This is a genomic window from Pseudoalteromonas sp. P1-13-1a (genome assembly GCF_001401875.1).
Classification (GTDB): domain Bacteria; phylum Pseudomonadota; class Gammaproteobacteria; order Enterobacterales; family Alteromonadaceae; genus Pseudoalteromonas.
The window spans coordinates 1-21939 of the sequence record NZ_LKDV01000019.1 but is presented as its reverse complement, the minus strand read 5'-3'; the positions used below and the strand labels follow the sequence as shown (position 1 = coordinate 21939).

Sequence of the window (21939 nt, the reverse complement as noted above, 5' to 3'; positions counted from 1 at the left end):
TAATTGTACCTAATTAGACCCCTACTTTTCAGTATAAATATGGCTGGTGTAATTAATTAACCATATACATTAAGTAGTTTATAGCTAGGCCTTGGGAGAGAGTTTGCTTTGTTTTTATCGCGCTTAAAAATTTTTGTGTTGGTGATAGTCTCTATTGCCGTTGTCTTTTTTACTACATCACAGGCTTGTGCAGATATGTTTGGCTTTTTTAATAAACAAGAATTTTATTTATCGGCTCCAGTAAAGGGGCAGTTATTAGATAATGGGCAGCCAGTTGCAAACACTAAAGTAATGCGCTCACTTACCTATGGCGATGAATACGTTGACGATACCACAACAGATGAACAGGGTTATTTTACCTTCACAGAAAAAACAATAAAAACAGGTAAGCCCGCTAATATGTTTGATAACGATTCGTTAGTTCAACATATTTATTTAGAAAACGGTACGCCAGAAGGGATTGTTTTATGGTACACACTTATTTCAATTCATGAAGAAAGTGACACACTTAAAGAACTTCTTGCACACTTAGAGTGTGATATTGGCCAAGAGCCACAAACTTACGATATACCAATTAAAGAAGATACAAGCCACACTTTTGCGATATACACATCATGTAAACTTTAACTATTAATTTAAAGGGAACTTATATGAATACTTTGACACCCACTCAAGCCGTACAATTAGCAAACCTTGCATATAAAGCAAAAAGTATTAAAACTACTAATTTACTCAATCGCACACTTCATGCCTCTTTGCGCGACAATTTTAATTTCTCAGTTAACCCTGGCGCAGTACAAGGCGTAACGGGTAGTTTTTTCTCACATTTATTTAATTTAAGTACGGGATTTGCCTTAGTAGGGCATGGGCTTGGCGCGTATCAGGGCGATTCGGTTATTACTATTCGCGGTACTAACTCACTAAGGGATGGATTAACCGATGGGCACTTTGGTGTGAGTGGTGGGTCAAATGGTAGTATGGTTCATGCTGGTTTTAATAAGACTTTTTATAGTATGAAGCCTGCGCTGCAAGAGTTTATAGCTGCGAATATTCAAGATAAAGTGACCGGTTGTGTTCATTTAGTTGGTCATAGCTTAGGAGGTGCGTTAGCGACGCTTTCTGCTGATTGGATCAAAGCTGAGTATTCACTTCCTGTAAAATTATATACGTTTGGTTCGCCACGTGTTGGGCTTGAAAGTTTTTCTCGCGCTGCAACATCAAGAATTGATAAAATTTACCGCTGTACACATGGGGCAGACCCAGTGGCTAAAGTGCCTTTATGGCCTTTTTCCCATGCTCCGCATAATGGCCAAGAAATACGTTTAGATAGTGGACAAGGTTTAAAAGGTGCTGCTCATACTCTTGCTGGCACGCCAGGCTATTTAAACACGGCCAATAGCAATAATTGGAACAACTTAACTATACAAGCTAATCACTTTTTAAACATGCCTGTGCGTTTAAAATTTGAAGACCGAAACCAAGCATCATTTACCTCACATTGGGCAGATAAACTAGCTGCGGCATTAATTACCCTTTTAAAAGATGCGGGCTATTACAGCGCAGTTGCTGCCCAAGCTGCCATTGGAACTGGGCTCACCTTTTACGATATGTTGGCGCGAACGCTTGATAAAATAGCTAAAGCGTCAGCCTCGTTTGCAACACAAACATTAGGTTTACTAGGGCATATGTTGGTGTTTGCAGGCAAGGTAATCAGTAAAGCGGTAGAGCTGACTTATAGCTTTATAAAATCTGTATTCGATTCTACCCTAGGGGCTTTATACAGAGCGGCAAAAGAAGGATTAAGTGGCTTAGATTAACCTTAACTTAGGCCTCAATCTCGCTCTAACAAAATAGCACCACTTTGGTTTTCGCCTAAGTGGTCGTTTTTGTTATAAATAGGGCATTTGCTCATTGATAAGCACCCACAACCAATACAGCCATCAACGCGGTCGCGCAAACGCTGCATATACGCTATGCGCTCATCTAGCTGTGCTTGCCACTGCTTTGAAAGGGCTGCCCAGTCTTCTTGTGTGGGGGTGCGCTGCTCAGGTAATGTGGCTAGGGTGAGTTTAATTTCATCAAGCGTTATTCCCATTGCTTGTGCAGCTTTAATTACCGCTATTCGGCGTAGTACGTCTTTTTTATAGCGGCGTTGATTACCGCTATTGCGCCAACTACGTATTAGCCCTTTTGTTTCGTAAAAGTGCAGGGCTGATACTTTTACGCCACTTCGCTTGGCGACATAACCCACGGTTAGGTTGGCCTCTGTTAGTTTTTTTTGATCTGTTTGCATTATTTTAAATTTCCGTTTGACCTCAATATAACTTGAGGTTTTAAGCTTCTTTCAACATTAAAAAAGGAGCTAACTAAATGCAACAAAAACTTGAGCGCAGGGCTGTTATTATTTATTCAAGCGCACGTAAAAATGGTAATACACAGGCGCACGTTAACAGCTTTGCTGAGCAAAATAACGTGCGGGTAATATGTTTAGATGATTATAAAATAGCGCCGTACTGCTATAACAAAAACTATAAAAACGATGACTTTTATGCGGTATTTGAAGCACTTTTAACGTATGACCACTGGGTGTTTGCCTCACCCGTTTACTGGTACAGCACCACAGTTCAAATGAAGTTATTTATTGATAGAATAACCGACTACATGGACGATGAAGCATTAAAACCAAAGTTACGAGCGCTGCGCAGTAAGTATTTTTCTGTGCTTTCTAATGCGTCATCAAGTGAAGCGCCGGCGTGTTTTATAGATCAGTTTAAAAACACCTTTAGCTATTTAGGTATGCAGTTTATTAACCACAGCCATAAAAGTACCCAAAAGGTTGCTTAAATTGCAGCCTTTTTTGGTTGTCTCTGGTAGTTTAGTAATCATATTAAAAAACACAGGATTGTTTTATGAAATATTTATTAGGGTTAGTACTGCTTTATAGCTCGTTTGTTAGTGCTAATGAGCAACCAATTAAAGGGTTTGGTAATTATTATGATGTACCTAAGCACGATAAAATTAATAGCTCTACGGTATTTAAAATAGCATTTGATGTTGCCGATGGCGCTAAAAAAGGCGAGCAAAATCATGCAATAAATTCGTTAGCGCGTTTTATTAACATGCATGTAGCGCATGGTGTAAAGCCTGAAAATATTCAACTTGCATTAGTTGTGCACGGTAGCGCAAGTGTGGACGTGTTAGCTAATAGCGAATATAAAAAACGCTTTAACGCTGATAATAAAAACCAAGCGTTAATAGAGCAGCTACTAACTAACAATACTAAAGTGTATGTGTGTGGACAATCGGCTACTCATTTTAAAGTAACGCCTGAACTGCTCATTGATGGCGTAAACATGTCTCTTTCTGCGATGACTGCACATGCTCAATTACAACAACAAGGCTATACACTTAATCCATTTTAATGACACAAATAACAAAAAATATACTCTGCTTTGGCGATTCGAATACGTGGGGTTTAAACCCCGAAACAGGTAAACGCTACGATGAAAATACCCGCTGGACAACGCTTTTAAATCAGCAGCTTGGCTCTGAATATAAGGTAATAGAGGCGGGGCAGCCAAATCGTACTTTGGTAAATAACCCGCCATTTTCAGGCAACCTAAACGGTATTAGCTATTTAAAGCCCTACTTAGAGCAGTATGAGGTGAGTACGATTGTTATTGCGCTGGGCACCAACGACTTAAAAAAACGTTTTAACTTAGCGCCTGTAAATATTGCAAGCGGCTTGGCAAGCCTTATCACCTCTATTAAACACTTTTATGCCGATGGCAAGTTACCCAATATAGTGTTATTCGGCCCTTTATTTATTAACCCTCAGCACGCTTTAAGCAATATTTATTTCAATTGTCATCAAAAATTACAGCCCTTAAACGCTCACTTTAAACGTATAGCACAAGAGCATGCGCTTAATTACGTTGATACATCACACCTTAACGCCCCTTTTGGGTGCGATGGTATACATTTAAATTACCAAGGCCATAAGCAGCTTTGCGAGCGGCTAAATCGCGTAATTTCTAAATTATAGTTTAAAAAAATCAATAAATTAAAGCGCAAGGGGCTTTAATTATTTTACAAGCTTAATTGCTTTTATGCTCAGGTATGCAATTATTATGGCACCTGAATCACTCACTGCTTCTTTTAAAAGGCGTTATGAAACAATATCAACGTAGGTCGTTAATTGCTGTAGTAAGCGGTATCGTCGTTTTTGCGGTATGTGCTAGCACATTACTTTATTTTGCTGCACAAAAGCTTGGTAGGCAGTTAGCGCGCGATTCAAATTATATTGTTAAACATATAGATGCGGCCGTAAATGAGCGAAGTAAAATTTTATCACATTTAAATAGCCTAAGTGCTGATAGCTGTAATAGTGATAACCTTATTGAAATGCGTCGCGCTTTATTTGATGCACAGTACGTGATAGACATTGGTTTTTTTAAAAATGATGAACTTGTGTGTACAACTGGAGCAGGCAAATTAGCTAAAACTATCCCAGATAACCCACCCGACTATATCCGAGCAGACTCTAACGACAATAAGCCTGTAAGAGTAAGGTACGAGCCGCAATTATATCTGCTTTTGTTCAGTGACCGAGCAATGGAGGTCATTATAGTTAGGCAAGGGAACTATAATTTAATTATTGATAGCCGTGCCTTTAACGATAAAGTGATTGTGTCTACTCAGTGGGAAGTGCTTTACAAAAACAGCGATAACATATTTCATTTAGGTGGCGTTGAAGGTACTTACAAGCAAGTAAAAACGAATGCCTTTTTAGCTTATGAGTCAGTTATAAAATGCAGCACCGACAATCCAGGATACTGCGCGGCCGTGCAGCTGCCATGGAGTCAATTTTTTGCTAATAATCAATTTTTATTAATTATTTCGCTTATTCTTATATCGTTAGCGGGTGTATCGAGCGGGTTGTTGATTGATTATAGCTTAGCGGCTAGGCGGTCTACAGTGACGCGCGTTCGCAAGGGGTTGAAAAAAGGCTCATTTTATTGGACTTACCAGCCTATTATTTGTTTGCACACTGGTAACGTTGTTGGCTGTGAGGCATTGGCTCGCTTTGAAGACAAATACGGGGTTTTGTTCCCAGATCAATTTATTCCTATTATCCGCAAAACAAATTTAACGTGGCGCTTTACCCAAGCCATGATAGAAAAAGTACTTTGTGAACTCACAACCGTTGAGGCATTACCGCGCCATTTTAAAGTGTCTATTAATATTTTTCCGTGCGATGTAGAAACAGGCAACATTGCACTTTTAAAAGATATACCGGCACTCACTGATTCGCGGTTTATTATTTGCTTAGAAATAACAGAAGATGAATATTTAGACTCAACCGTTGCCCATACTCATTTTAAAAATTTGGTTGAGGCGGGTTTTAATTTATCGATAGATGATTTTGGTACGGGTTATTCTAACTTAAAAAATCTACAAAACTTGAGCTTTCATCAACTTAAAATTGACCGCACCTTTGTGCAAGACATAACCACACAAGGCTTAAAGGCATCGATGATCCCCAATATTATGGCCTTAGTGCGTAAATTTAACTACACCTGTGTGGCAGAAGGCATAGAGACCAATGAACAAGAAGCCATACTAAAACAAGCGGGCGTACACTACGGCCAAGGCTGGAAATACGCTAAACCCATGGCACTTCGAGAGTTTAAAGCGTATTTAAAATTACAGACGGTTTAAACGTGTTTTACTTCATACACGTACCAGTATGATATTTGTAACAGTGTAAGGTTTTAAAATGATCAAAATAATAGCCAGCGGATTGATGGTGTTAATGCTTAGCGCTTGCTCAGCCCAATACCCAAACCAGAAAATTACCGGTAAGCAGTTTCCCACTATTAGCGGGCAAAGCCTAGAGCAGAAAAGCGTAACCATACCAAGTGACTTTAAAGCCGATAAAACCTTGTTACTCATTGGCTATAAACAAGATAGCCAATTTGACATAGACCGCTGGTTGATTGGCTTAGACATGGCAGGAGTTACATTACCCACTTACGAACTACCTACCATAGCAGGGATGGCACCGCGTATGTTTAGTACATTTATAGACAGCGGTATGCGCAAGGGTATTCCTAAAGAGCTATGGGGCGGGGTAATCACTATTTATGAAGATGGCGAAGCTGTGCAAAAATTTACAGGTAATAATAACCCTAATAATACACGCGTTATTTTAATAGACAGTAAAGGTAAAATTTTACATTTTTACGACAGGGGTTTTTCGGTAGAGGCGCTTAATAACCTTAAAGAAAAAATTAAATAAAGAGAGCTAAGCTTTATAGCCAATAAGCTTACTCTTTTATTTCGCACAGTTCATAGTAGTGCTTTATATTAAGACAGTTTTTATAGATAAGCATCTGTAATAATTAGATAAATAATTTCATGTGTTTTATTAACAAAAAGGTAGTATATAATCAGCATTGTAACCTTTATTTAATCTCGGTAATGTATTACAAACGTTTCAAGGAAGAAATTTATGCTACAACCACACTCCGTTTTTATAAAAACTACGTTTCAATCTTCTTTTCACTGCGAAAGCTACACAACTATTTTAAAAACCATGCAAGCCATTTTTGGTGATATAAAAATGGATGACGCTATCCCTAAAAATGAGCAAAGGGAAAAGTTTGATTTATTTTTAATAGATGGCGCTAAAAATAACTGGTTAGATTTACTACCTGCTGATTTAATTTGCATAGCTAAAAAGCACAAAGTGGTGTTATTTAATGTAGAGCCCAGTGCAGTATGTGAAAAAAACTTATTGCTCAATCATTTTAATGGCGTGTTTTATAAGTCAGATGCGCCAGAAGATATATTTAAAGGGCTTGTAAGAATCACGTCTGGTGAATTGTGGTTTACGCGCAAAGTTATATCTAAAGCATTTTCAGATATTCTTTCTGTGGCTTCTTCGTTTAATAGCTTACAAGAAGATATAACCCTAAAAAAAGGGGATTATGCGCATCTTACTAAGCGCGAAAAATCGGTTATTCACTTAATTGCCCAAGGGGCAAGCAATAATGCCATTGCCGATAAGCTTAATATAAGTGATCACACCGTTAAAACACATTTGTACAGTGCCTTTAAAAAAACCAATTCGCGCAACCGTGTAGAATTGGCAAATTGGGCTCAGCGTTATATATCGGTTTTATTACCTATGGCTAAGTAAACCACTACTCCTAAAGTGACCTTAAGCTATTAAAGTGTATTTTTAATAGGCAACTAGGATTTTTTATACGGATGGGTTTTAAGCCAGTGCTCGGCGATTTGTTCGCGCGTGGCAAACCAAACCTGCTCATGCGAGCTGGCATACTCTAAAAACCGTGCGAGGGCTTTAATGCGTCCTGGGCGGCCAATTAAGCGACAATGCAAACCAATCGACATCATTTTAGGGGCGTTTTCACCTTGTGGATCGCCTTCTTCATACAGCGTATCAAAGGCATCTTTTAAATAATTATAAAATTGATCACCGGCGTTAAACCCCTGCACTGCGGCAAAGCGCATATCGTTTACATCAAGCGTGTAGGGCACTATTAGCTGAGGTTTACCTTCTTTAATACTGTAAAAGGGTAAGTCGTCGCTGTAATCGTCGGCATCATATAAAAACGAGCCATTTTCTACCACAAGGGCAGCCGTGTTAGGGCTTGTGCGTCCGGTGTACCAGCCTTTGGGCTTTTTACCGGTAAGCGTTTGAATGATCTCAATGGCTTTTTGCATGTGCTCACGCTCGGTTTGCTTATCTATATGTTGATAATTAATCCAGCGCAGGCCATGGCTTGCAATTTCGTGCCCAGCTTCAACAAAGGCTTTAGCTACATCGGGGTGGCGCTCAAGGGCCATTGCCACAGCAAAAATGGTGACCGGTATATCGTATTTTTTAAAGAGTTTAAGTAAGCGCCACACGCCTGCGCGTGAGCCATATTCGTAAATAGATTCCATGCTTATGTGGCGGTCTTCTACATGGGGAGCGCTGACTATTTCTGATAAAAACGTTTCAGCCGCTGCATCACCATGCAGTACACTGTTTTCACCGCCTTCTTCGTAATTTAATACAACTTGCACGGCTATACGGGCTCTATTAGGCCAATTTGCATGGGGTACCTGTGATCCATAACCAATTAAATCACGTGGGTAGTGTTTAAATTGCTCGCTCATGTTATTGCCCCTTTTTTACTGCGCTAAGCCAAGTGCCAAGCATTTCACGCTCTGCATCAGTCATTTTGGTCATGTTAGCCAATGGCATATCTTTGGTAATAACCGCGCGAGTATGAATAAGTGCACTGGCTTTTTTTACATCAGCAAGTGAGTCGAGCTTAAAGCCAAGCGGCGCGGTTTGAAAAAGCTTTGATGTAGGTGTTTCACTGTGACACTCTGTACAGTGTTTATTAATAATATCCCATGCTTGTGTATCGCTTATACTTGCTTGTAGCGGCGCGTTTTCGCCTGCATGGGTTGTACTGCTAGGCCATGGTGCTATGGCTAGCATTAACGCAAAAAACGCGGCAATACCGCTTATAAGTACTGAAGGTTTATTAATACCTTGGTGTTTTAAATTAAAAAAGTGGCGTATCCACATACCAATAATAAAAAAGCCAATAAGCACCAACCAACCAAACTCGTGGCTATAGGTATACGAGAAGTGATTGCTTAGCATAATAAAAATAACCGGCAGGGTGGCGTAGTTATTATGTACCGAGCATTGCTTTGCTTTCAAACCCGGCGCTGAATCAGGAATGCGCCCAGCTTCTACTTCGCTTACCATGTAACGCTGTGCGGGCATAATAATGTGATATACATTACCGGCCATACAGGTACCAATTAATGCTCCAACATGAATATATACCGCGCGGTCGCTAAATAGCTGATCAACCCCATACGTCCATAACGCTAAAAAGCCCACGCTGAGCGCAATAAAGGCCTTGCCGTTTTCAACAAGCGGGCTTTTACATAATAACCGATAAACACCATAGCCTAAGCCTATAAAGCCAAGTGATGCGCCAATAGCAGCAAATTTACTTAGCTCACTTTTACTGGCATCGAGTAAATACACATCTGCGCCCACATAATATAACAGCGTAAATAACAGCACGCCGCTGATCCAGGTGGTGTAGGCTTCCCACTTAAACCAGTGTAGGGTTGAGGGCATTTGCTCTGGGCCATTTTGGTATTTAGCTACTTCGTAAAAACCACCGCCATGAATTGCCCATAAATCGCCTCTTATGCCTTTATCTTGTTTCCATTGTGGCGGCGTTTGTAAGTTGTTATCAAGCCATACAAAATAAAATGAGGCGCCTATCCACGCAATACCTGCGACCACGTGAAAGTATCTAAACACTAAATGAGCAAGCTCAAATAAATAGTTTTCCATTAGGTTAAGCCTCTTCTAATTGCGGTGTGTGGGTTGTTGAAAATTGCTCTTTTGCATCGCGCTTATACACGCTTTTACCCATAATATAGGTTTGTTCAATACAGCGGTCGTCGCCTAGCATCATCATGGCAAAAAGCTGTTCGTGAAGGGTTTTGGCATGGCCAATTCTGAACTTTAAAAACGAGGTGGCCGCGTAATCCATTACAATAAAATCGGCCTCGCAGCCTACATTAAAGTTACCTATGGTGCCTTCTAAATCAAGTGCCCGTGCTCCGCCTAAGGTGGCGAGATACATGCCTTTAAATGCGGAGAACTTTTGGCCTTGTAACTGCTGAATTTTGTACGCTTCGTTACCTGTTTGTAGCATAGAAAAACTTGTTCCTGCGCCTACATCGGTGCCCATGCCTACATTTATTCCGTGCTCCTCACAGGCTTTTAAATTTAAAAGGCCCGAGCCTAAAAATAAGTTAGAGGTAGGGCAGTGAGATATAGCCGCGTTGTTATCACCAAGGCAGCACAGCTCACGTTCCGATAAATGAATGCTATGGGCAAATACCGAGCGTTTACGCACCATTTTAGCTTGCTCGTAAACGCCAAGGTAATCTTCAGCCTCGGGGAATAATCCTTTTACCCATTCACATTCGTCTTTGTTTTCAGATAGGTGCGTATGCAGGTAGGTGTCGGGGTATTCTTCTAATAATTGAGTACATTTTTGAAGTTGCTCTGGGGTAGAGGTAGGCGCAAAACGTGGTGTTACCGCATAGCTTAATCTATCCACATTATGCCATTTTTCTATCAGTGCTTTTGATTGTTCGTAACTGGTTTGCGCGCAATCTGATAAATCGTCAGGGCAGTTTCTGTCCATCATCACCTTACCGGCAATCATGCGTAAATTACGTTTTTGTGATTCGTTAAAAAATGCATCAACCGATTGCGGGTGCACAGTGCCAAACACCAAAGCGGTAGTGGTGCCATTACGTAGTAGCTCGTCTAAAAAACGGTTAGATATGTCTTTTGAATAATGCTCACAGGTAAACTTTTTTTCGGTGGGGAAGGCGTATTCGGTAAGCCAGCTTAAAAGCTGCTCGCCATACGCGCCTACCATTTCGGTTTGCGGCAAATGTATGTGGGTGTCTATCATGCCGGGCATAACCAATTTGCCATCGTGGCGAATAATAGTGGCTGATTTATTTAAGCTTGGCAGTATGTCTTGCTCGTAACCAAGGTTAACTACTTTACCGTTTTGAATAACTAACGCGCCTTTTTCAAAATAGCGATGGGCGCTTTCGCCTGCGATGGCGGGGTCATCAACAAAATCGAGTATGTTGGCACAAATTACGGTCATTTTATTATTATTTTGCGTGCTCATTATTAGCTGCCTCTGTACGTTGAGTAGCCAAATGGGCTAAGCAATAACGGAATGTGATGATGCTTTTGATCTTGCAATCTAAAGGTAATTTGCGCTTCTGGGTAAAACGCAGGTGTTTCTTGGTTTTCATAATAGCTGTCTAAGTCAAAAACCAGTTTATAAGTTGCAAATTCTACGTCTGTATTTAGCCAGTCGGTAATACGCCCGTCGCTATTTGTTTTACCTTGAGCAATTAATTGCCACTCATTGTTAGTGTATACAAACAAGTGTACAGCTACATTTTCAGCCGGTTTGCCTGTGCTGGTATCGAGTATATGGGTAGTAATAGGGCTTTTGTTCATACTTTTATTCATATCAGGGACTCCAATCTTATTTTTGTTATTTTGGCTTGTTCGCCCGCGGCTATATTAAGCTCTGTGCTGCGGCTGTTGTGTATACGCTGCTCAATAAGTTCAAGCATTTGCTCAGCACTTTTGCCGCTGGCACACACAATAAATATAAAGCCAAATTTACTGAGGTATTCTTTATTTAGCGCAACCATTTTTTTAAGGGTTTGCTCGTTTGCTTTGCTCATTCCTGATTGCTCGTGCCCCGCTTTTTGCGCTGTAGCGGCGTACTTTTTACTTAATGTTGATAAATCGCCTATTTGCGGGTGGCCCTCAAAAGCGGCTAAATAATCGCTCTCGCCTAGGCTATCCCATACGCTTTGTGCGCTGTTAAATAAGTGCTCTTTATTTTCAAATGGCATGCTATTTAGCATACCGCTCACCCAATTAGGGGCGGCGCAGCAGTGCTCTAAGGCTTGATGCACTTGCGCTTCATTTAGGGTGTTAATTTTTAAGCTACTCATGCGTTTTCTTCCTCTTGCGCGGTGCTAATTAGGGCATTTTTAAGTGCACGCCATTGCACACCTTGACGTTTAGGCGCATGGGTTTGCATAGCCTGGTAAAGGCCAATTAATTGCCCACTAATCGAAATAGCCACTTCCATAGGGAGCTTGCCCGTTACATTTTCAAGCCCTACAGGGCAGACCATTTGCTTTATTTGCTCGGTGGTAAAGTTGCGATGAGCTAAGCGCTGTTTAAAGCGTTTTGCTTTGGTATCTGAGCCAATAACGCCAAGCCAATTGGCATCGGCGCGTTTAATAATGGCTTGTGTAAGCGCAAAATCGAGCTGGTGGTTATGGGTAAGTATTAAGTAATTATTAGCTTTGGGCGCGCGTTTTACTTGCTCTGTTGGCTCTTCATCAACCACTTTTACTACGTTATTAGGGATTGATTGTGGGAATACATCGGCGCGGCTATCTATCCAACGTATACGCATAGGCAGCTGTGCCAATATACCAATAAGTGCTTGTGCTACATGTCCTGCGCCGTATATGTCGAGGGTAAAGCGCTCGCATTGCATGCACTCAAGCATAACGGTGGCAGCCCCGCCGCAGCACTGGCCTAAATTTGCCCCTAGGTTAAATTGCTCTATCACTTGCGCGGCCTCACCTTTGGCAAGGAGCTCGCGGGCTTTTTCTATTACTACGTATTCAAGGTGACCACCGCCAAGGGTGTCGTAGATATGCTCGCCACTTATTACCATTTTAGAGCCGGTACCACGTGGGGTTGAGCCATTGGTGCCTAGTACTGTCGCAATAACATAGTTAGTGCCGCTTTGTTCGTGCTCGTTTATAGCTTGCGCCCAATTTTGCGTATGAAAACCCTGAAACGACTCATTTAAATTAGCCATGTTGATGCTCCTTAAACCAGCTAGCGGTTTGATCAATTGCATTTAATACACGCTCGGGTGTAGCAGGTGTATCAAGTGGGGCTGTGTACTTGTAATCGGCTACACTGCTTATAGCATTACGAATCGCACTCCACACACTAAAGGCCAACATAAACGGTGGCTCGCCTACGGCTTTTGATCTAAATACGGTGGTTTCTGGGTTGGCCGAGTTATATAAATTGACGTTAAATTCGGCAGGGGTATCGCCAATAGCCGGAATTTTGTAGTTAGCAGGGCCAAAGCTTGCAAGCTGGCCTTTATCATTCCATTGTAAATCTTCGGTAGTAAGCCAGCCCATACCTTGTACAAAAGCCCCTTCAATTTGGCCTATATCAAGTGCTGGGTTAATTGAGCTGCCCACATCGTGCAGTATATCAACACGCGTTACAGTGTTTTCGCCTGTCAGCGTATCGATTTCTACTTCACTCAGTGCTACGCCATGCGCGTAGTAAAAAAATGGCCGGCCTTCGCCTTTGGCTCTATCGTAATGAATTTTAGGCGTTGCGTAATAACCGGTTGATGAAAGCGATATACGATTCATGTAGGCAAGGTTTGCAAGTTCGCTAAAGCTAATTTCGCCTTTACTAAAGGTAATGAGATTATCTTTAAATACAATACTTTGGCTGTCTACCTCAAAGTGCTCACTTATAAAGTTTATTAAACGCTCTTTTATGGTGTTTACCGCGTTTAGCGCCGCCATGCCGTTTAAATCAGTCCCGCTTGATGCGGCGGTTGGCGAGGTGTTTGGTACTTTGTCGGTACGGGTCGCGCTTATGCTTACTGCGTCAAAATCAACGCCAAAGCCATGGGCTACTATTTGCGCTATTTTTGTATTAAGCCCTTGGCCCATTTCGGTGCCGCCATGGTTTAAATGTATCGAGCCATCACTATAAACATGCACGAGTGCTCCCGCTTGGTTTAAGTGTTGTACGGTAAACGATATACCGTATTTAACCGGCGTCATTGCAAGGCCTTTTTTGATTATAGGCGATGATGCGTTAAAAGCTTTAATTGCCTTTTTTCGCGCCCAGTAATCACCCGACTCCTCAAGCTGGCTTATCATATCTTTTAAAATATGCTGCTCTACGGTTTGATGATACGGCGTGGTGTCGCGGCCTTTTTTGTATAAATTAAGTTTTCGGATCTCAAGCGGATCTTTACCTAATTTAGCGGCAATGTCGTCCATTATTAGCTCGCCCATAATCATCCCTTGCGGGCCACCAAATCCTCTAAATGCGGTGTGGCTTACGGTGTTTACTTTACAGCGATTCCCCTTAATGGTGGCAGCAGGGTAGTAATACGCGTTATCAGCATGAAACATTGCACGGTCGACAATGGCATCAGATAAGTCAGGCGAGTAGCCACAAAACCCATTTACGGTTACATCAGCGCCTTCAATTAGGCCATTTTCGTCAAACCCTACATGGTATTGATTATAAAATGGGTGGCGTTTACCGGTAAGTTTAAAGTCGTCGCTGCGGGCTAGGCGCATTTTAACGGCGCAGCCAAGGTGGTAAACCGCAAGCGCTGCAAGGCAAGCCCACGGTGCGCCTTGAGTTTCTTTACCGCCAAAGGCTCCGCCCATACGGCGGGTTTCTACGTTTACAAAGCTAAATGGCTTTTTTAAAATTTTAGCAACTAAGTGCTGCACCTCTGTTGGGTGCTGTGTAGAACACTGCACATGAATCCCACCGTCGTTATCGGGCTGAGCAAGTGCTATTTGTCCCTCAAGGTAAAAGTGTTCTTGCCCGCCTATGTGTATTTCGCCTTTAAGCTGGTGAGCTGCATTATTTATGGCTTGCTCGCTATTACCACGGTTAAGTGAATGTGGCGGCCTTACCCAATGCTCTTTTTTTATGGCTTCTTTAATATCAAGTATGGGGGTAATTTGCTCGCACTCTATAACCACTAAGCGAGCAGCGCGGCGCGCAATGGCATAGCTTTTGGCAACGACTATCAGCACTGGTTGCCCGTGGTATTGAATTTCATGGTTAGTAAGCAGTACATCACCTGGAAATACTGGGCCAATATCAAGCTTACCGGGTACATCATCAGCCGATAAAATACGTTTAACACCTGCCACTTCAAGCGCTTTACTTGTATCAATTGATTTAATAAAGCCGCTGGTAATCGGCGCAAGCACAGGGTAGGCGTGTAAGCAGCCATGGGGCTCTGGGTTATCGTCGGCGTAGTTTGCATTGCCACATACTTGTTTTATTGCACTTTCGTGGTATTTAGATTGGCCAACGCTTCCGCCTTGGGTTTTTAGTTTATCCATTTCAAAGTGACGCATGGGAAATCCTCGTAATGGCAATGTTGTTATTATTGTTATTGCTGCTTGGCTGTGCACCGCAAAACTCAATACCAATACGCTGCAGCAAGTTTTTGCTTACCGTAGTGCGGTAATGTGCGCTGCTGCGTACATCGCTCATGGGTGCAAAGTCATCATTTATACCATTCGCCGCATCTATAAACGTGCTTACTTCTAATGGCTGAGTATTAAGCTTTTGCTCTATATGCGCAGCGCGTTTGGGTATGGCAGCCATACCGCCCATGGCGCAGCGGGCATTGCTAATCACACCTTGTGTTTGCTCTATAGCCAGTACTAAACACACAGTAGATATATCATCTTCAAAGCGTTTTGAAATTTTATGACACGCAAGCTTTAATGAGTCTGGGCGGTTAGGTACGGTAATTTTGCTAATGACTTCGTCGCTTTTAATGACTGTTTTTTTGTAATCAATAAAGTAGTCGGCCACGTTTATAGTGCGTGTGCCTGCTGCGCTTAATAAGTCCATAGTGGCATTAAGTGCAATTAATAATGGGGCCGGATCGCCAATAGGAGAGGCGTTTCCTATGCTGCCACCTAAGGTGCCACTGTTACGTACTTGGTTAGAACCAAGGCGTTCAAACAGCTCCTTAGACTCAGGGTAGTAAGTGTAAAATGCGTCTACAAATTGGCTGTAAGGGAGTGCTGCACCAATATGTAGCTCGCCGTTGTTATCGCTTAATGTGCACAGCTCTTTAGCTTGGCTTAGCGATATTATTACATCAGGCAATAGCATGTTTTGGCTAAGCTCAATGGCAAAATCGGTGCCACCAGCAACCAAGTGTGCCTGCGGGTATAGTGCTTTTAGTTCAACTAGCTGCTTAGCATTTTGTGGCAAGTAGAATTTGCGGGGGCCATTTTTTAAAAATGGAACATCGTCATCATATTGCGTGTTAAGTGAAGCTTTAAACTGAGCCGCTAGGGCTGAGTAAGGCTCGTTTTTACGCTCGTAGCTATAAGCTTTTTCAACTGCAAGTAAAATAGGGCTGTAACCCGTACAACGACATAAATTACCCCCTAGTGCATGAATAGCGGCTTTTTTACCTGGGTAACTCGGATTATTAATATAAAGCGCCAGCATGCTCATTATTATGCCGGGGGTACAAAAACCACATTGCGAACCATGGCACTCAACCAATGCGCGTTGTACTGGGTGTAAATCGTTAAGTGTAGGGTAAAGCCCCGCTGTTACAGCCTCTACGGTTACTATGTGTTTTGCGTGTGCATTACCTAATAAAAGCAGGCAGCTGTTCATGGTTTGGTAGTGCCAAACTGGGTTACCGTTTAAGTTTGTTTTTTCTTCGCCGACTAAAATTGTGCATGCGCCACAATCCCCTGTTGCACACCCTTCTTTGGTGCCCATTTTCCCTTTTTTGGTGCGAAGCCAGTCCAAAATGGTGAGACTCGGCGAACATTCTTCTACTTCTATTGGCGTGTCATTTAATAAAAACTGAATCACACAGACCCCCTTAACTTTTTTAAAGCCCTGATCTTTAAAGGCTTGGCGTATATTTTTTCTTGTTGTTTTGGTGCTGCTAAGAAAAAAACTTTTTCATATTGGTAAGTTTATTGCAGATACTATGCCATTGTTGACCGCTCGGTCAGTAATTTAATTAAAGCACAGTTTTGCTTAACAAGTACACAAAAGAGTGGGGGCTAAAAAGCTATTTACCCTTTTATATAAAGTAAAAGCTGTTAGCTAAATAGCTTTTTATAGAAGTTTATTTTTAACATTTTAAATAGGCGCCATAAAAATATTTACACAATAAACTTGACCATTAGGACAGTTTGTTGGCTTTAGATATAAAGCAATAGTTTTGATTTTTGGTTGCAGCAATATTAACTATACAAACTAAAGGAGAGCACTATGTTAGAGCCGATAAAGCAATCAGACGATGCAATGTGTGAGGCAAGGACAGAAAAAGCGGTTAATACGTGCGAAGACATTTTATACGCAGTAGATGATAAACCAGGGCTGACCGAATCCTTTTTCGCCGCCCTGCAACATGTACTGGCAAGTTTTGTAAGTATTATTACGCCTACGCTTATTATTGGTGGGGTATTGGGACTTGGCAGCGAAATACCCTATTTAATTAGTATGGCGTTGTTTGTGTCGGGTGTTGGTACGTTTATTCAAGCGCGCCGTGTGGGGCCCATTGGCTCAGGGCTTATATGTGTGCAAGGCACCAGTTTTGCTTTTTTAGGCACTATTTTAGCCACCGGCTTTTCTGTAAAAGCCACCGGAGGCAATAACGATGAGGTGTTGGCCACTATATTTGCAGTGTGCTTTTTAGCGGCCTTTGTAGAGATATTTATTAGTTTTTTTATAGAAAAACTCGGCAAGGTCATTAAACCTGTAGTCACCGGTGTGGTGATCACCACCATTGGGGTTTACCTCATTAAAGTAGGTATGACCGACATAGGCGGCGGGCAATGGTTATTAACTAATATGCCTGAAAAGTTTGCATCAGCAAGTAACTTAATTGTGGGATTTTCGGTGGTGGCATTAGTGGTGTTACTTAACGCCAGCAAAAACCAGTGGGTAAGGCTTACCGCTGTGGTTGTAGCCATGATAGTAGGCTGGATACTTGCAGTTATTTTAGGCATTGCCAAGTTTGAGGTGGGCGAGTTTGATTTAATTGCCATGCCAATACCCTTCAAATACGGCTTTAATATTGATTTTGGCGCCATGATTGCCTTTGGCTTTTTATACCTTATTACAGCCATAGAATCGACCGGTGATATAACCGCTAATTGTGCAGTGTCTAAATTACCCGTTAAAGGTGCAAGCTATTTAGCCCGAATACGCGCAGGTGTATTAGGTGATGGTGTTAACTCAATGATTGCAGCCGCATTTAATACCTTTCCAAATACTACTTTTAGTCAAAACAATGGGGTTATTCAGTTAACAGGTGTGGCAAGTAGGTACATTGGCCTATGGATTGGTGCAATACTGATTGTTTTAGGGTTGTTTCCCGTGGTGGGGGCTGTACTACAAAACATACCCAAACCCGTACTTGGCGGTGCAACGCTTGTAATGTTTGGCACCGTAGCAGCCGCAGGGGTAAAAATTCTTGCAAGTGAAAAAATAAACCGCCGTAGTTTACTTATTATTGCGGTGAGCTTAGGCATGGGGCTAGGGGTTAGTTTTGTACCAGAGCTATTTATAAATGCGCCTAAATTAGTAACCGCCATATTTGGAAGTGCTGTGACGGTGTCGGGTTTAACAGCAATAGTTATGACGTTGGTATTGCCTGAAAATTATTCAGCAAGTACAGATCATCTTAACTAAACTAATAAAATTATAAAAAAGGGATTAACAATGAAAATCAAAACAATCAAAAAGTTAGCATTAGTAACTGCAATTGCTGTTTGCTCAACGGGCGTGTCGGCTAAAGAGCTTTGGTCAGATTTTAGTATTACCGCCATGACCGGCGCAGATTACCTAGAACCGTTTTCTGGCGAAGAAGACAACAGAAGCGTAGTCACCATTGAGCACGCATCGGGGCATACCTGGGGGGGCACGTTCTTTTTTATGGATAGATTAAGTAACCCCGATGAAGTGTACGGAGAGCTAAACATAAACCCAACGCTTTACAAACCACAAGAAGGCTTTGTTAAAGCGGTGTTTTTAGGGCTACAAACAGAATACGGCTCAGGTGATACCGATCAAAATAACTATTTATTAGGGGGTGGCGTATCGCTAGATGTACCTGGTTTTCAATACTTTAATGTGGCTTATTACCGTCGTTTTCAGGACGATATAGGTATAGAGCGTGAAGATAACAATCAAATAACCGTAACGTGGGGCTATAACAAGGGTAACTTTAGGTACGATGGCTTTTTAGATATCGTTGACAGTACCGACACTATGTTTGGTAAAAGCGAAGGCGGTTTTAACTTTACCTCACAACTTAAATACAACATTGCCCCTATGCTTGGCCTCGACACAGGCCGCCTTGATGTAGGTATAGAATACGTGTATTGGAAAAATAAGTTTGGTGTAGATGGCCAAACAGAGCACAACCCCAACCTAATGGTTAAATGGCATTTTTAACCTATTAAGTGTTAAAAATACAAAAGCATAAGCTGCAGTTAACTGCAGCTTTTAAGTTACTAACATTAATAAAGGGCCTATTAGCGTTTAATTTTGCTTTACAGCACAAATGTTTTTTACATTAGGGGTTAACCATTTCACTAATGTGTTGTAATTTAAAGTAGCAATATTTACTTTTAATGCCAGATTAAAAGGAAAAATGATGAAACCCCTCATTTTAATTTTAAGCTTGTTTATAAGCTGCTCAGTGTGGGCCGAGGCCACTAAAAATATGCCCGTAGCAATAAATTGGTTGCAGTTGATCGATGCGGGAGAATATACAAAAAGCTGGCAACAAGCCGATGCGCTATTTAAATCGCAATTAAATAAAGCAAACTGGAAAAGCGCCTTAAGCACAGTGCGTGCGCCATTGGGTAAAGTGGCAACACGAGAACAAATAAGCGCTAATGAATACACATCTTTACCGGGTGCCCCACAGGGTAAATACCTTATTGTGCAGTTTAAAACGCAATTTGCGGCAAGGCTTGCAGTTGAAACCCTAACATTAAGTAAAAGTAGCGGGCAATGGCGTGCGGTGGGCTATTTTATTAAATAGCTATTTTGCGTATTTATTAATATGAGAAAAAGCCATCAGCACATCACGCGCATAATTAAGCCGCGGATGAGCAAGCGCCCCTTTACGCCACGCCAAATATAAATTGTTTTCAGGGCCTTGTGGGCCAAGTTTAATTAACCTTCCTGATTGAATATCGTCATGGCATAGATAATCAGGCAGCACGGTATAGCCTACACCGGTTCTTACTATGCCGGCGAGCGCGCGTATATCGGGGCAGCGTGCAATTATTTTTGACGTACAGCTTTGCTTAAATACGGTATCAAAATACTGGCGTATAAGTGGTAATTGGCTGTCGTAACTAACCACTGGCAGCGTGTTTAACAGTGCCGGCGTAATAGTTTGCCCCTCTAAGCTTTGGGCTAATAAACGGTGCGCTACTAGTACTAGCTCTTCGCTGTCGAGCACTTCAAAGTCGTAAATTTTGTTGTCGGGCAAGGAGGCCGTAATAGCCATATCGGCAACGCCGGTGTCGAGCGCTGAATAAATTTGCTCGCGATTGCCTGGGATAACGACCACATCAACATTGCCTGCTTGTAATAAATTAGCCAATTGGGCAGAAGCCACATAGCTAATATATTCAGCGGGCCCTGCAAGTGTAATTGTACCGCTCACATCGCTAGAGCGGGTGCGTACAGACGCTATTTTTTGCTCTATGGCATCTAGGTGGTTTGCCACTTGGCCTGCTAAGTCGTGGGCTGCATTACTTGGCTCAACGCCTCGGTGGCGGCGCTCAAATAATGATTTACCCACTACCGACTCCATTGTTTGTATATGGGCGGTGGCTGCAGGTTGCGACAATCCTAAATTTTTAGCCGCACGGGAAATATTTCTACAGCGGTAAACTTCAACAAAGGTGCGTAGTTGAACAAAGTAAGACATAATTACTTGGTATCAGAAATCCGATAGGTAAAGCAAGATTAACTGAATTCTACTTATTGTAAAGAGCGCGTACACTTGCCGCTCATTCAAAGATTAAACGTTATCGTATTTATTTTATAAATTTGGCAATTAATTACTTGTAAGTTAAAGATTAACTCCCATTTTATAAAGCAGTGAGCACAAGGGGCTAAGCCCCGTAACCAAGTAGAGTACAAATATGTTAAATTTTGCATTTAAAAACCGCACCGAGATTTTATTCGGCAAAGATCAAATTAACGAGATCGCAAGCCGCGTACCTAGCGAAGGCAAGGTCATGTTTTTATACGGTGGTGGTTCTATCAAAAAGAACGGCGTATATGACGATGTAGTAAATGCACTTAAAGGTGTAGATTTTGTTGAGTTTTCGGGTGTTGAACCGAACCCAACTTACGAAACGCTTTCTAAAGCAGTTGAACTTGTAAAAGAGCAAAACGTTAGCTTTATATTAGCTGTAGGCGGCGGCAGTGTTATTGACGGTGCTAAATACGTAGCGGCAGCAGCAAAATACGAAGGCGATGGCTGGGATATTTTAGTAAATGGCGCAGAAGTAAAAAGCGCACTGCCTATTGGTGCGGTATTAACGCTACCGGCAACAGGCTCAGAAAGTAATGGTAACTCGGTTGTTACCCGTAAAGAAACGCAGCAAAAACGCGCCTTTGGTACACCAATAGTGCAGCCGCAGTTTGCAGTGTTAGACCCACAGTACACATTCTCGCTTCCTACTCGCCAAATTTCTAATGGTGTAGTTGATGCGTTTGTACACGTTATTGAGCAATACTTAACGTACCCAGTAAATGCCCCACTACAAGACCGTTTTGCAGAAGGCATTTTATCTACGCTAATTGAGCAAGGCCCTAAAGCCCTAGAAAACCCAGAAGATTACGACGTACGTGCAAACGTAATGTGGTCGGCAACAATGGCGTTAAATGGTTTAATTGGCCAAGGTGTTCCACAAGATTGGTCTACGCATATGATAGGCCATGAGCTAACAGCGCTTTATAACTTAGACCACGCTGTAACGCTTGCTATTGTATTACCGCCGTTGATGTTTGTTCAGCAAGAGCAAAAACGCGCTAAAATTATTCAATTAGGTGAGCGTGTATTTGGCCTAAATATGGAAGACAAAAACGAGCTGATTGATGCAACCATTAAACATACTCAAGACTTTTTTGAGCAAATGGGCATTAAAACCAAACTTGGCGATTACGACCTAGGTGAAGAAGCCGTTGAAGCGGTTGGCAATAACCTTGAGCGCAACGGCATGACAGCCCTTGGCGAACATGGCGATATTGACGTTGCTAAAGCAAAGAAAATTTTAAGCTTAGCGCTTTAATTTAATTGCTTTTATGAATGGCGCTTTTTAGCGCCATTTTTTATGCTCAAAAAGTTAAAAGTTAAAAGTTAAAAGTTAAAAGTTAAAAGTTAAAAGTTAAAAGTTAAAAGTTAAAAGTTAAAAGTTAAAAGTTAAAAG

The 21939-nt window shown here is 41.8% G+C and carries 22 protein-coding genes; 12 read left to right on the top strand and 10 right to left on the bottom strand.

Annotated features, from left to right (window positions below):
- Positions 1–108 precede the first annotated feature (108 nt).
- A complete protein-coding gene (locus AN391_RS12615) occupies positions 109–627 on the top strand; it encodes a DUF6795 domain-containing protein (RefSeq protein ID WP_055015726.1) in 519 nt (172 codons plus the stop codon).
- A 23-nt stretch (positions 628–650) separates the two neighbouring features.
- Entirely contained in the window at positions 651–1817 is a 1167-nt protein-coding gene (locus AN391_RS12610; protein WP_055015725.1) for a lipase family protein, read from the top strand.
- A gap of 14 nt (positions 1818–1831) precedes the next feature.
- Here AN391_RS12610 and soxR read toward each other — a convergent pair whose 3' ends face one another.
- Complete coding sequence (soxR, locus tag AN391_RS12605; protein WP_055015724.1) at positions 1832–2293, bottom strand: redox-sensitive transcriptional activator SoxR; 462 nt, start codon at positions 2291–2293, stop codon at positions 1832–1834.
- A gap of 77 nt (positions 2294–2370) precedes the next feature.
- Between soxR and AN391_RS12600 the strand changes: the two genes are divergently transcribed.
- The 6 genes from AN391_RS12600 to AN391_RS12575 all read left to right on the top strand — a co-directional run bounded on the left by AN391_RS12600 (position 2371) and on the right by AN391_RS12575 (position 7204).
- Positions 2371–2844, top strand: coding sequence for a flavodoxin family protein (locus tag AN391_RS12600; RefSeq protein WP_055015723.1), 474 nt, complete (start codon positions 2371–2373; stop codon positions 2842–2844).
- A gap of 65 nt (positions 2845–2909) precedes the next feature.
- Positions 2910–3422, top strand: a complete 513-nt coding sequence (locus AN391_RS12595; protein ID WP_055015722.1) for a DsrE family protein — start codon at positions 2910–2912, stop codon at positions 3420–3422.
- The gene (locus AN391_RS12590; RefSeq protein WP_235576488.1) at positions 3422–4045 is read left to right on the top strand and encodes a GDSL-type esterase/lipase family protein; all 624 of its coding nucleotides are present in this window, start codon (positions 3422–3424) and stop codon (positions 4043–4045) included. Before AN391_RS12595 ends, AN391_RS12590 begins: the two co-directional genes overlap by 1 nt.
- 125 nt (positions 4046–4170) lie before the next feature.
- Positions 4171–5721 carry an EAL domain-containing protein gene (locus AN391_RS12585; protein ID WP_055015779.1) on the top strand — a complete coding sequence of 517 codons (1551 nt, stop codon included), beginning with the start codon at positions 4171–4173 and terminating at the stop codon, positions 5719–5721.
- 58 nt (positions 5722–5779) lie between these two features.
- The gene (locus AN391_RS12580; RefSeq protein ID WP_055015721.1) at positions 5780–6301 is read left to right on the top strand and encodes a hypothetical protein; all 522 of its coding nucleotides are present in this window, start codon (positions 5780–5782) and stop codon (positions 6299–6301) included.
- Between the two features lie 213 nt (positions 6302–6514).
- Positions 6515–7204 carry a response regulator transcription factor gene (locus AN391_RS12575; RefSeq protein WP_055015720.1) on the top strand — a complete coding sequence of 230 codons (690 nt, stop codon included), beginning with the start codon at positions 6515–6517 and terminating at the stop codon, positions 7202–7204.
- 53 nt (positions 7205–7257) lie between these two features.
- Here the strand turns inward: AN391_RS12575 and puuE are convergent, their stop codons facing one another.
- Genes puuE through xdhA form a run of 8 tightly spaced genes read right to left on the bottom strand, consistent with a single transcriptional unit; the run spans position 7258 to position 16336 of the window.
- Entirely contained in the window at positions 7258–8190 is a 933-nt protein-coding gene (gene puuE, locus AN391_RS12570) for an allantoinase PuuE (RefSeq protein ID WP_055015719.1), read from the bottom strand.
- A 1-nt stretch (position 8191) separates the two neighbouring features.
- The gene (locus tag AN391_RS12565) at positions 8192–9403 is read right to left on the bottom strand and encodes a urate hydroxylase PuuD (protein WP_055015718.1); all 1212 of its coding nucleotides are present in this window, start codon (positions 9401–9403) and stop codon (positions 8192–8194) included.
- Between the two features lie 4 nt (positions 9404–9407).
- The gene (guaD, locus tag AN391_RS12560; protein WP_055015717.1) at positions 9408–10772 is read right to left on the bottom strand and encodes a guanine deaminase; all 1365 of its coding nucleotides are present in this window, start codon (positions 10770–10772) and stop codon (positions 9408–9410) included.
- Between the two features lie 2 nt (positions 10773–10774).
- The gene (gene uraH / locus AN391_RS12555; protein WP_055015716.1) at positions 10775–11125 is read right to left on the bottom strand and encodes a hydroxyisourate hydrolase; all 351 of its coding nucleotides are present in this window, start codon (positions 11123–11125) and stop codon (positions 10775–10777) included.
- Complete coding sequence (uraD, locus tag AN391_RS12550; RefSeq protein WP_055015715.1) at positions 11122–11622, bottom strand: 2-oxo-4-hydroxy-4-carboxy-5-ureidoimidazoline decarboxylase; 501 nt, start codon at positions 11620–11622, stop codon at positions 11122–11124. The genes uraH and uraD overlap by 4 nt, the downstream gene beginning before the upstream one ends.
- Complete coding sequence (gene xdhC, locus AN391_RS12545) at positions 11619–12509, bottom strand: xanthine dehydrogenase accessory protein XdhC (protein WP_055015714.1); 891 nt, start codon at positions 12507–12509, stop codon at positions 11619–11621. Before xdhC ends, uraD begins: the two co-directional genes overlap by 4 nt.
- On the bottom strand, positions 12502–14841 hold the full coding sequence (gene xdhB / locus AN391_RS12540; protein ID WP_055015713.1) for a xanthine dehydrogenase molybdopterin binding subunit: 2340 nt from the start codon (positions 14839–14841) through the stop codon (positions 12502–12504). The genes xdhC and xdhB overlap by 8 nt, the downstream gene beginning before the upstream one ends.
- On the bottom strand, positions 14828–16336 hold the full coding sequence (gene xdhA, locus AN391_RS12535) for a xanthine dehydrogenase small subunit (RefSeq protein WP_055015712.1): 1509 nt from the start codon (positions 16334–16336) through the stop codon (positions 14828–14830). The genes xdhB and xdhA overlap by 14 nt, the downstream gene beginning before the upstream one ends.
- 441 nt (positions 16337–16777) lie before the next feature.
- On the opposite strand from xdhA, the gene AN391_RS12530 reads away from it, so the two are divergent.
- The 3 genes from AN391_RS12530 to AN391_RS12520 all read left to right on the top strand — a co-directional run bounded on the left by AN391_RS12530 (position 16778) and on the right by AN391_RS12520 (position 19529).
- A complete protein-coding gene (locus tag AN391_RS12530) occupies positions 16778–18169 on the top strand; it encodes a nucleobase:cation symporter-2 family protein (RefSeq protein ID WP_055015778.1) in 1392 nt (463 codons plus the stop codon).
- Between the two features lie 30 nt (positions 18170–18199).
- A complete protein-coding gene (locus AN391_RS12525) occupies positions 18200–18934 on the top strand; it encodes a DUF5020 family protein (protein WP_055015711.1) in 735 nt (244 codons plus the stop codon).
- A gap of 199 nt (positions 18935–19133) precedes the next feature.
- The gene (locus tag AN391_RS12520; protein ID WP_235576487.1) at positions 19134–19529 is read left to right on the top strand and encodes a DUF4019 domain-containing protein; all 396 of its coding nucleotides are present in this window, start codon (positions 19134–19136) and stop codon (positions 19527–19529) included.
- On the opposite strand, the gene AN391_RS12515 is transcribed toward AN391_RS12520, so the two are convergent.
- Complete coding sequence (locus AN391_RS12515; protein WP_055015709.1) at positions 19530–20429, bottom strand: LysR family transcriptional regulator; 900 nt, start codon at positions 20427–20429, stop codon at positions 19530–19532.
- Between the two features lie 217 nt (positions 20430–20646).
- Here AN391_RS12515 and AN391_RS12510 point away from each other — a divergent pair, with 217 nt between their 5' ends.
- Positions 20647–21801, top strand: coding sequence for an iron-containing alcohol dehydrogenase (locus AN391_RS12510; RefSeq protein WP_055015708.1), 1155 nt, complete (start codon positions 20647–20649; stop codon positions 21799–21801).
- The last annotated feature ends 138 nt before the right edge of the window (positions 21802–21939 follow it).

What these genes read in the sequence shown, in the direction of transcription:
- uraD (WP_055015715.1), bottom strand. Translation starts at nt 11,622, where the DNA reads ATGAGTAGCTTAAAAATTAACACCCTAAATGAAGCGCAAGTGCATCAA.
- AN391_RS12590 (WP_235576488.1), top strand. Translation starts at nt 3,422, where the DNA reads ATGACACAAATAACAAAAAATATACTCTGCTTTGGCGATTCGAATACG.
- AN391_RS12525 (WP_055015711.1), top strand. Translation starts at nt 18,200, where the DNA reads ATGAAAATCAAAACAATCAAAAAGTTAGCATTAGTAACTGCAATTGCT.
- AN391_RS12580 (WP_055015721.1), top strand. Translation starts at nt 5,780, where the DNA reads ATGATCAAAATAATAGCCAGCGGATTGATGGTGTTAATGCTTAGCGCT.
- AN391_RS12530 (WP_055015778.1), top strand. Translation starts at nt 16,778, where the DNA reads ATGTGTGAGGCAAGGACAGAAAAAGCGGTTAATACGTGCGAAGACATT.
- AN391_RS12585 (WP_055015779.1), top strand. Translation starts at nt 4,171, where the DNA reads ATGAAACAATATCAACGTAGGTCGTTAATTGCTGTAGTAAGCGGTATC.
- AN391_RS12600 (WP_055015723.1), top strand. Translation starts at nt 2,371, where the DNA reads ATGCAACAAAAACTTGAGCGCAGGGCTGTTATTATTTATTCAAGCGCA.
- AN391_RS12510 (WP_055015708.1), top strand. Translation starts at nt 20,647, where the DNA reads ATGTTAAATTTTGCATTTAAAAACCGCACCGAGATTTTATTCGGCAAA.
- AN391_RS12575 (WP_055015720.1), top strand. Translation starts at nt 6,515, where the DNA reads ATGCTACAACCACACTCCGTTTTTATAAAAACTACGTTTCAATCTTCT.
- AN391_RS12595 (WP_055015722.1), top strand. Translation starts at nt 2,910, where the DNA reads ATGAAATATTTATTAGGGTTAGTACTGCTTTATAGCTCGTTTGTTAGT.
- uraH (WP_055015716.1), bottom strand. Translation starts at nt 11,125, where the DNA reads ATGAATAAAAGTATGAACAAAAGCCCTATTACTACCCATATACTCGAT.
- AN391_RS12515 (WP_055015709.1), bottom strand. Translation starts at nt 20,429, where the DNA reads ATGTCTTACTTTGTTCAACTACGCACCTTTGTTGAAGTTTACCGCTGT.
- soxR (WP_055015724.1), bottom strand. Translation starts at nt 2,293, where the DNA reads ATGCAAACAGATCAAAAAAAACTAACAGAGGCCAACCTAACCGTGGGT.
- xdhC (WP_055015714.1), bottom strand. Translation starts at nt 12,509, where the DNA reads ATGGCTAATTTAAATGAGTCGTTTCAGGGTTTTCATACGCAAAATTGG.
- AN391_RS12520 (WP_235576487.1), top strand. Translation starts at nt 19,134, where the DNA reads ATGATGAAACCCCTCATTTTAATTTTAAGCTTGTTTATAAGCTGCTCA.
- puuE (WP_055015719.1), bottom strand. Translation starts at nt 8,190, where the DNA reads ATGAGCGAGCAATTTAAACACTACCCACGTGATTTAATTGGTTATGGA.
- guaD (WP_055015717.1), bottom strand. Translation starts at nt 10,772, where the DNA reads ATGAGCACGCAAAATAATAATAAAATGACCGTAATTTGTGCCAACATA.
- xdhB (WP_055015713.1), bottom strand. Translation starts at nt 14,841, where the DNA reads ATGCGTCACTTTGAAATGGATAAACTAAAAACCCAAGGCGGAAGCGTT.
- AN391_RS12610 (WP_055015725.1), top strand. Translation starts at nt 651, where the DNA reads ATGAATACTTTGACACCCACTCAAGCCGTACAATTAGCAAACCTTGCA.
- AN391_RS12565 (WP_055015718.1), bottom strand. Translation starts at nt 9,403, where the DNA reads ATGGAAAACTATTTATTTGAGCTTGCTCATTTAGTGTTTAGATACTTT.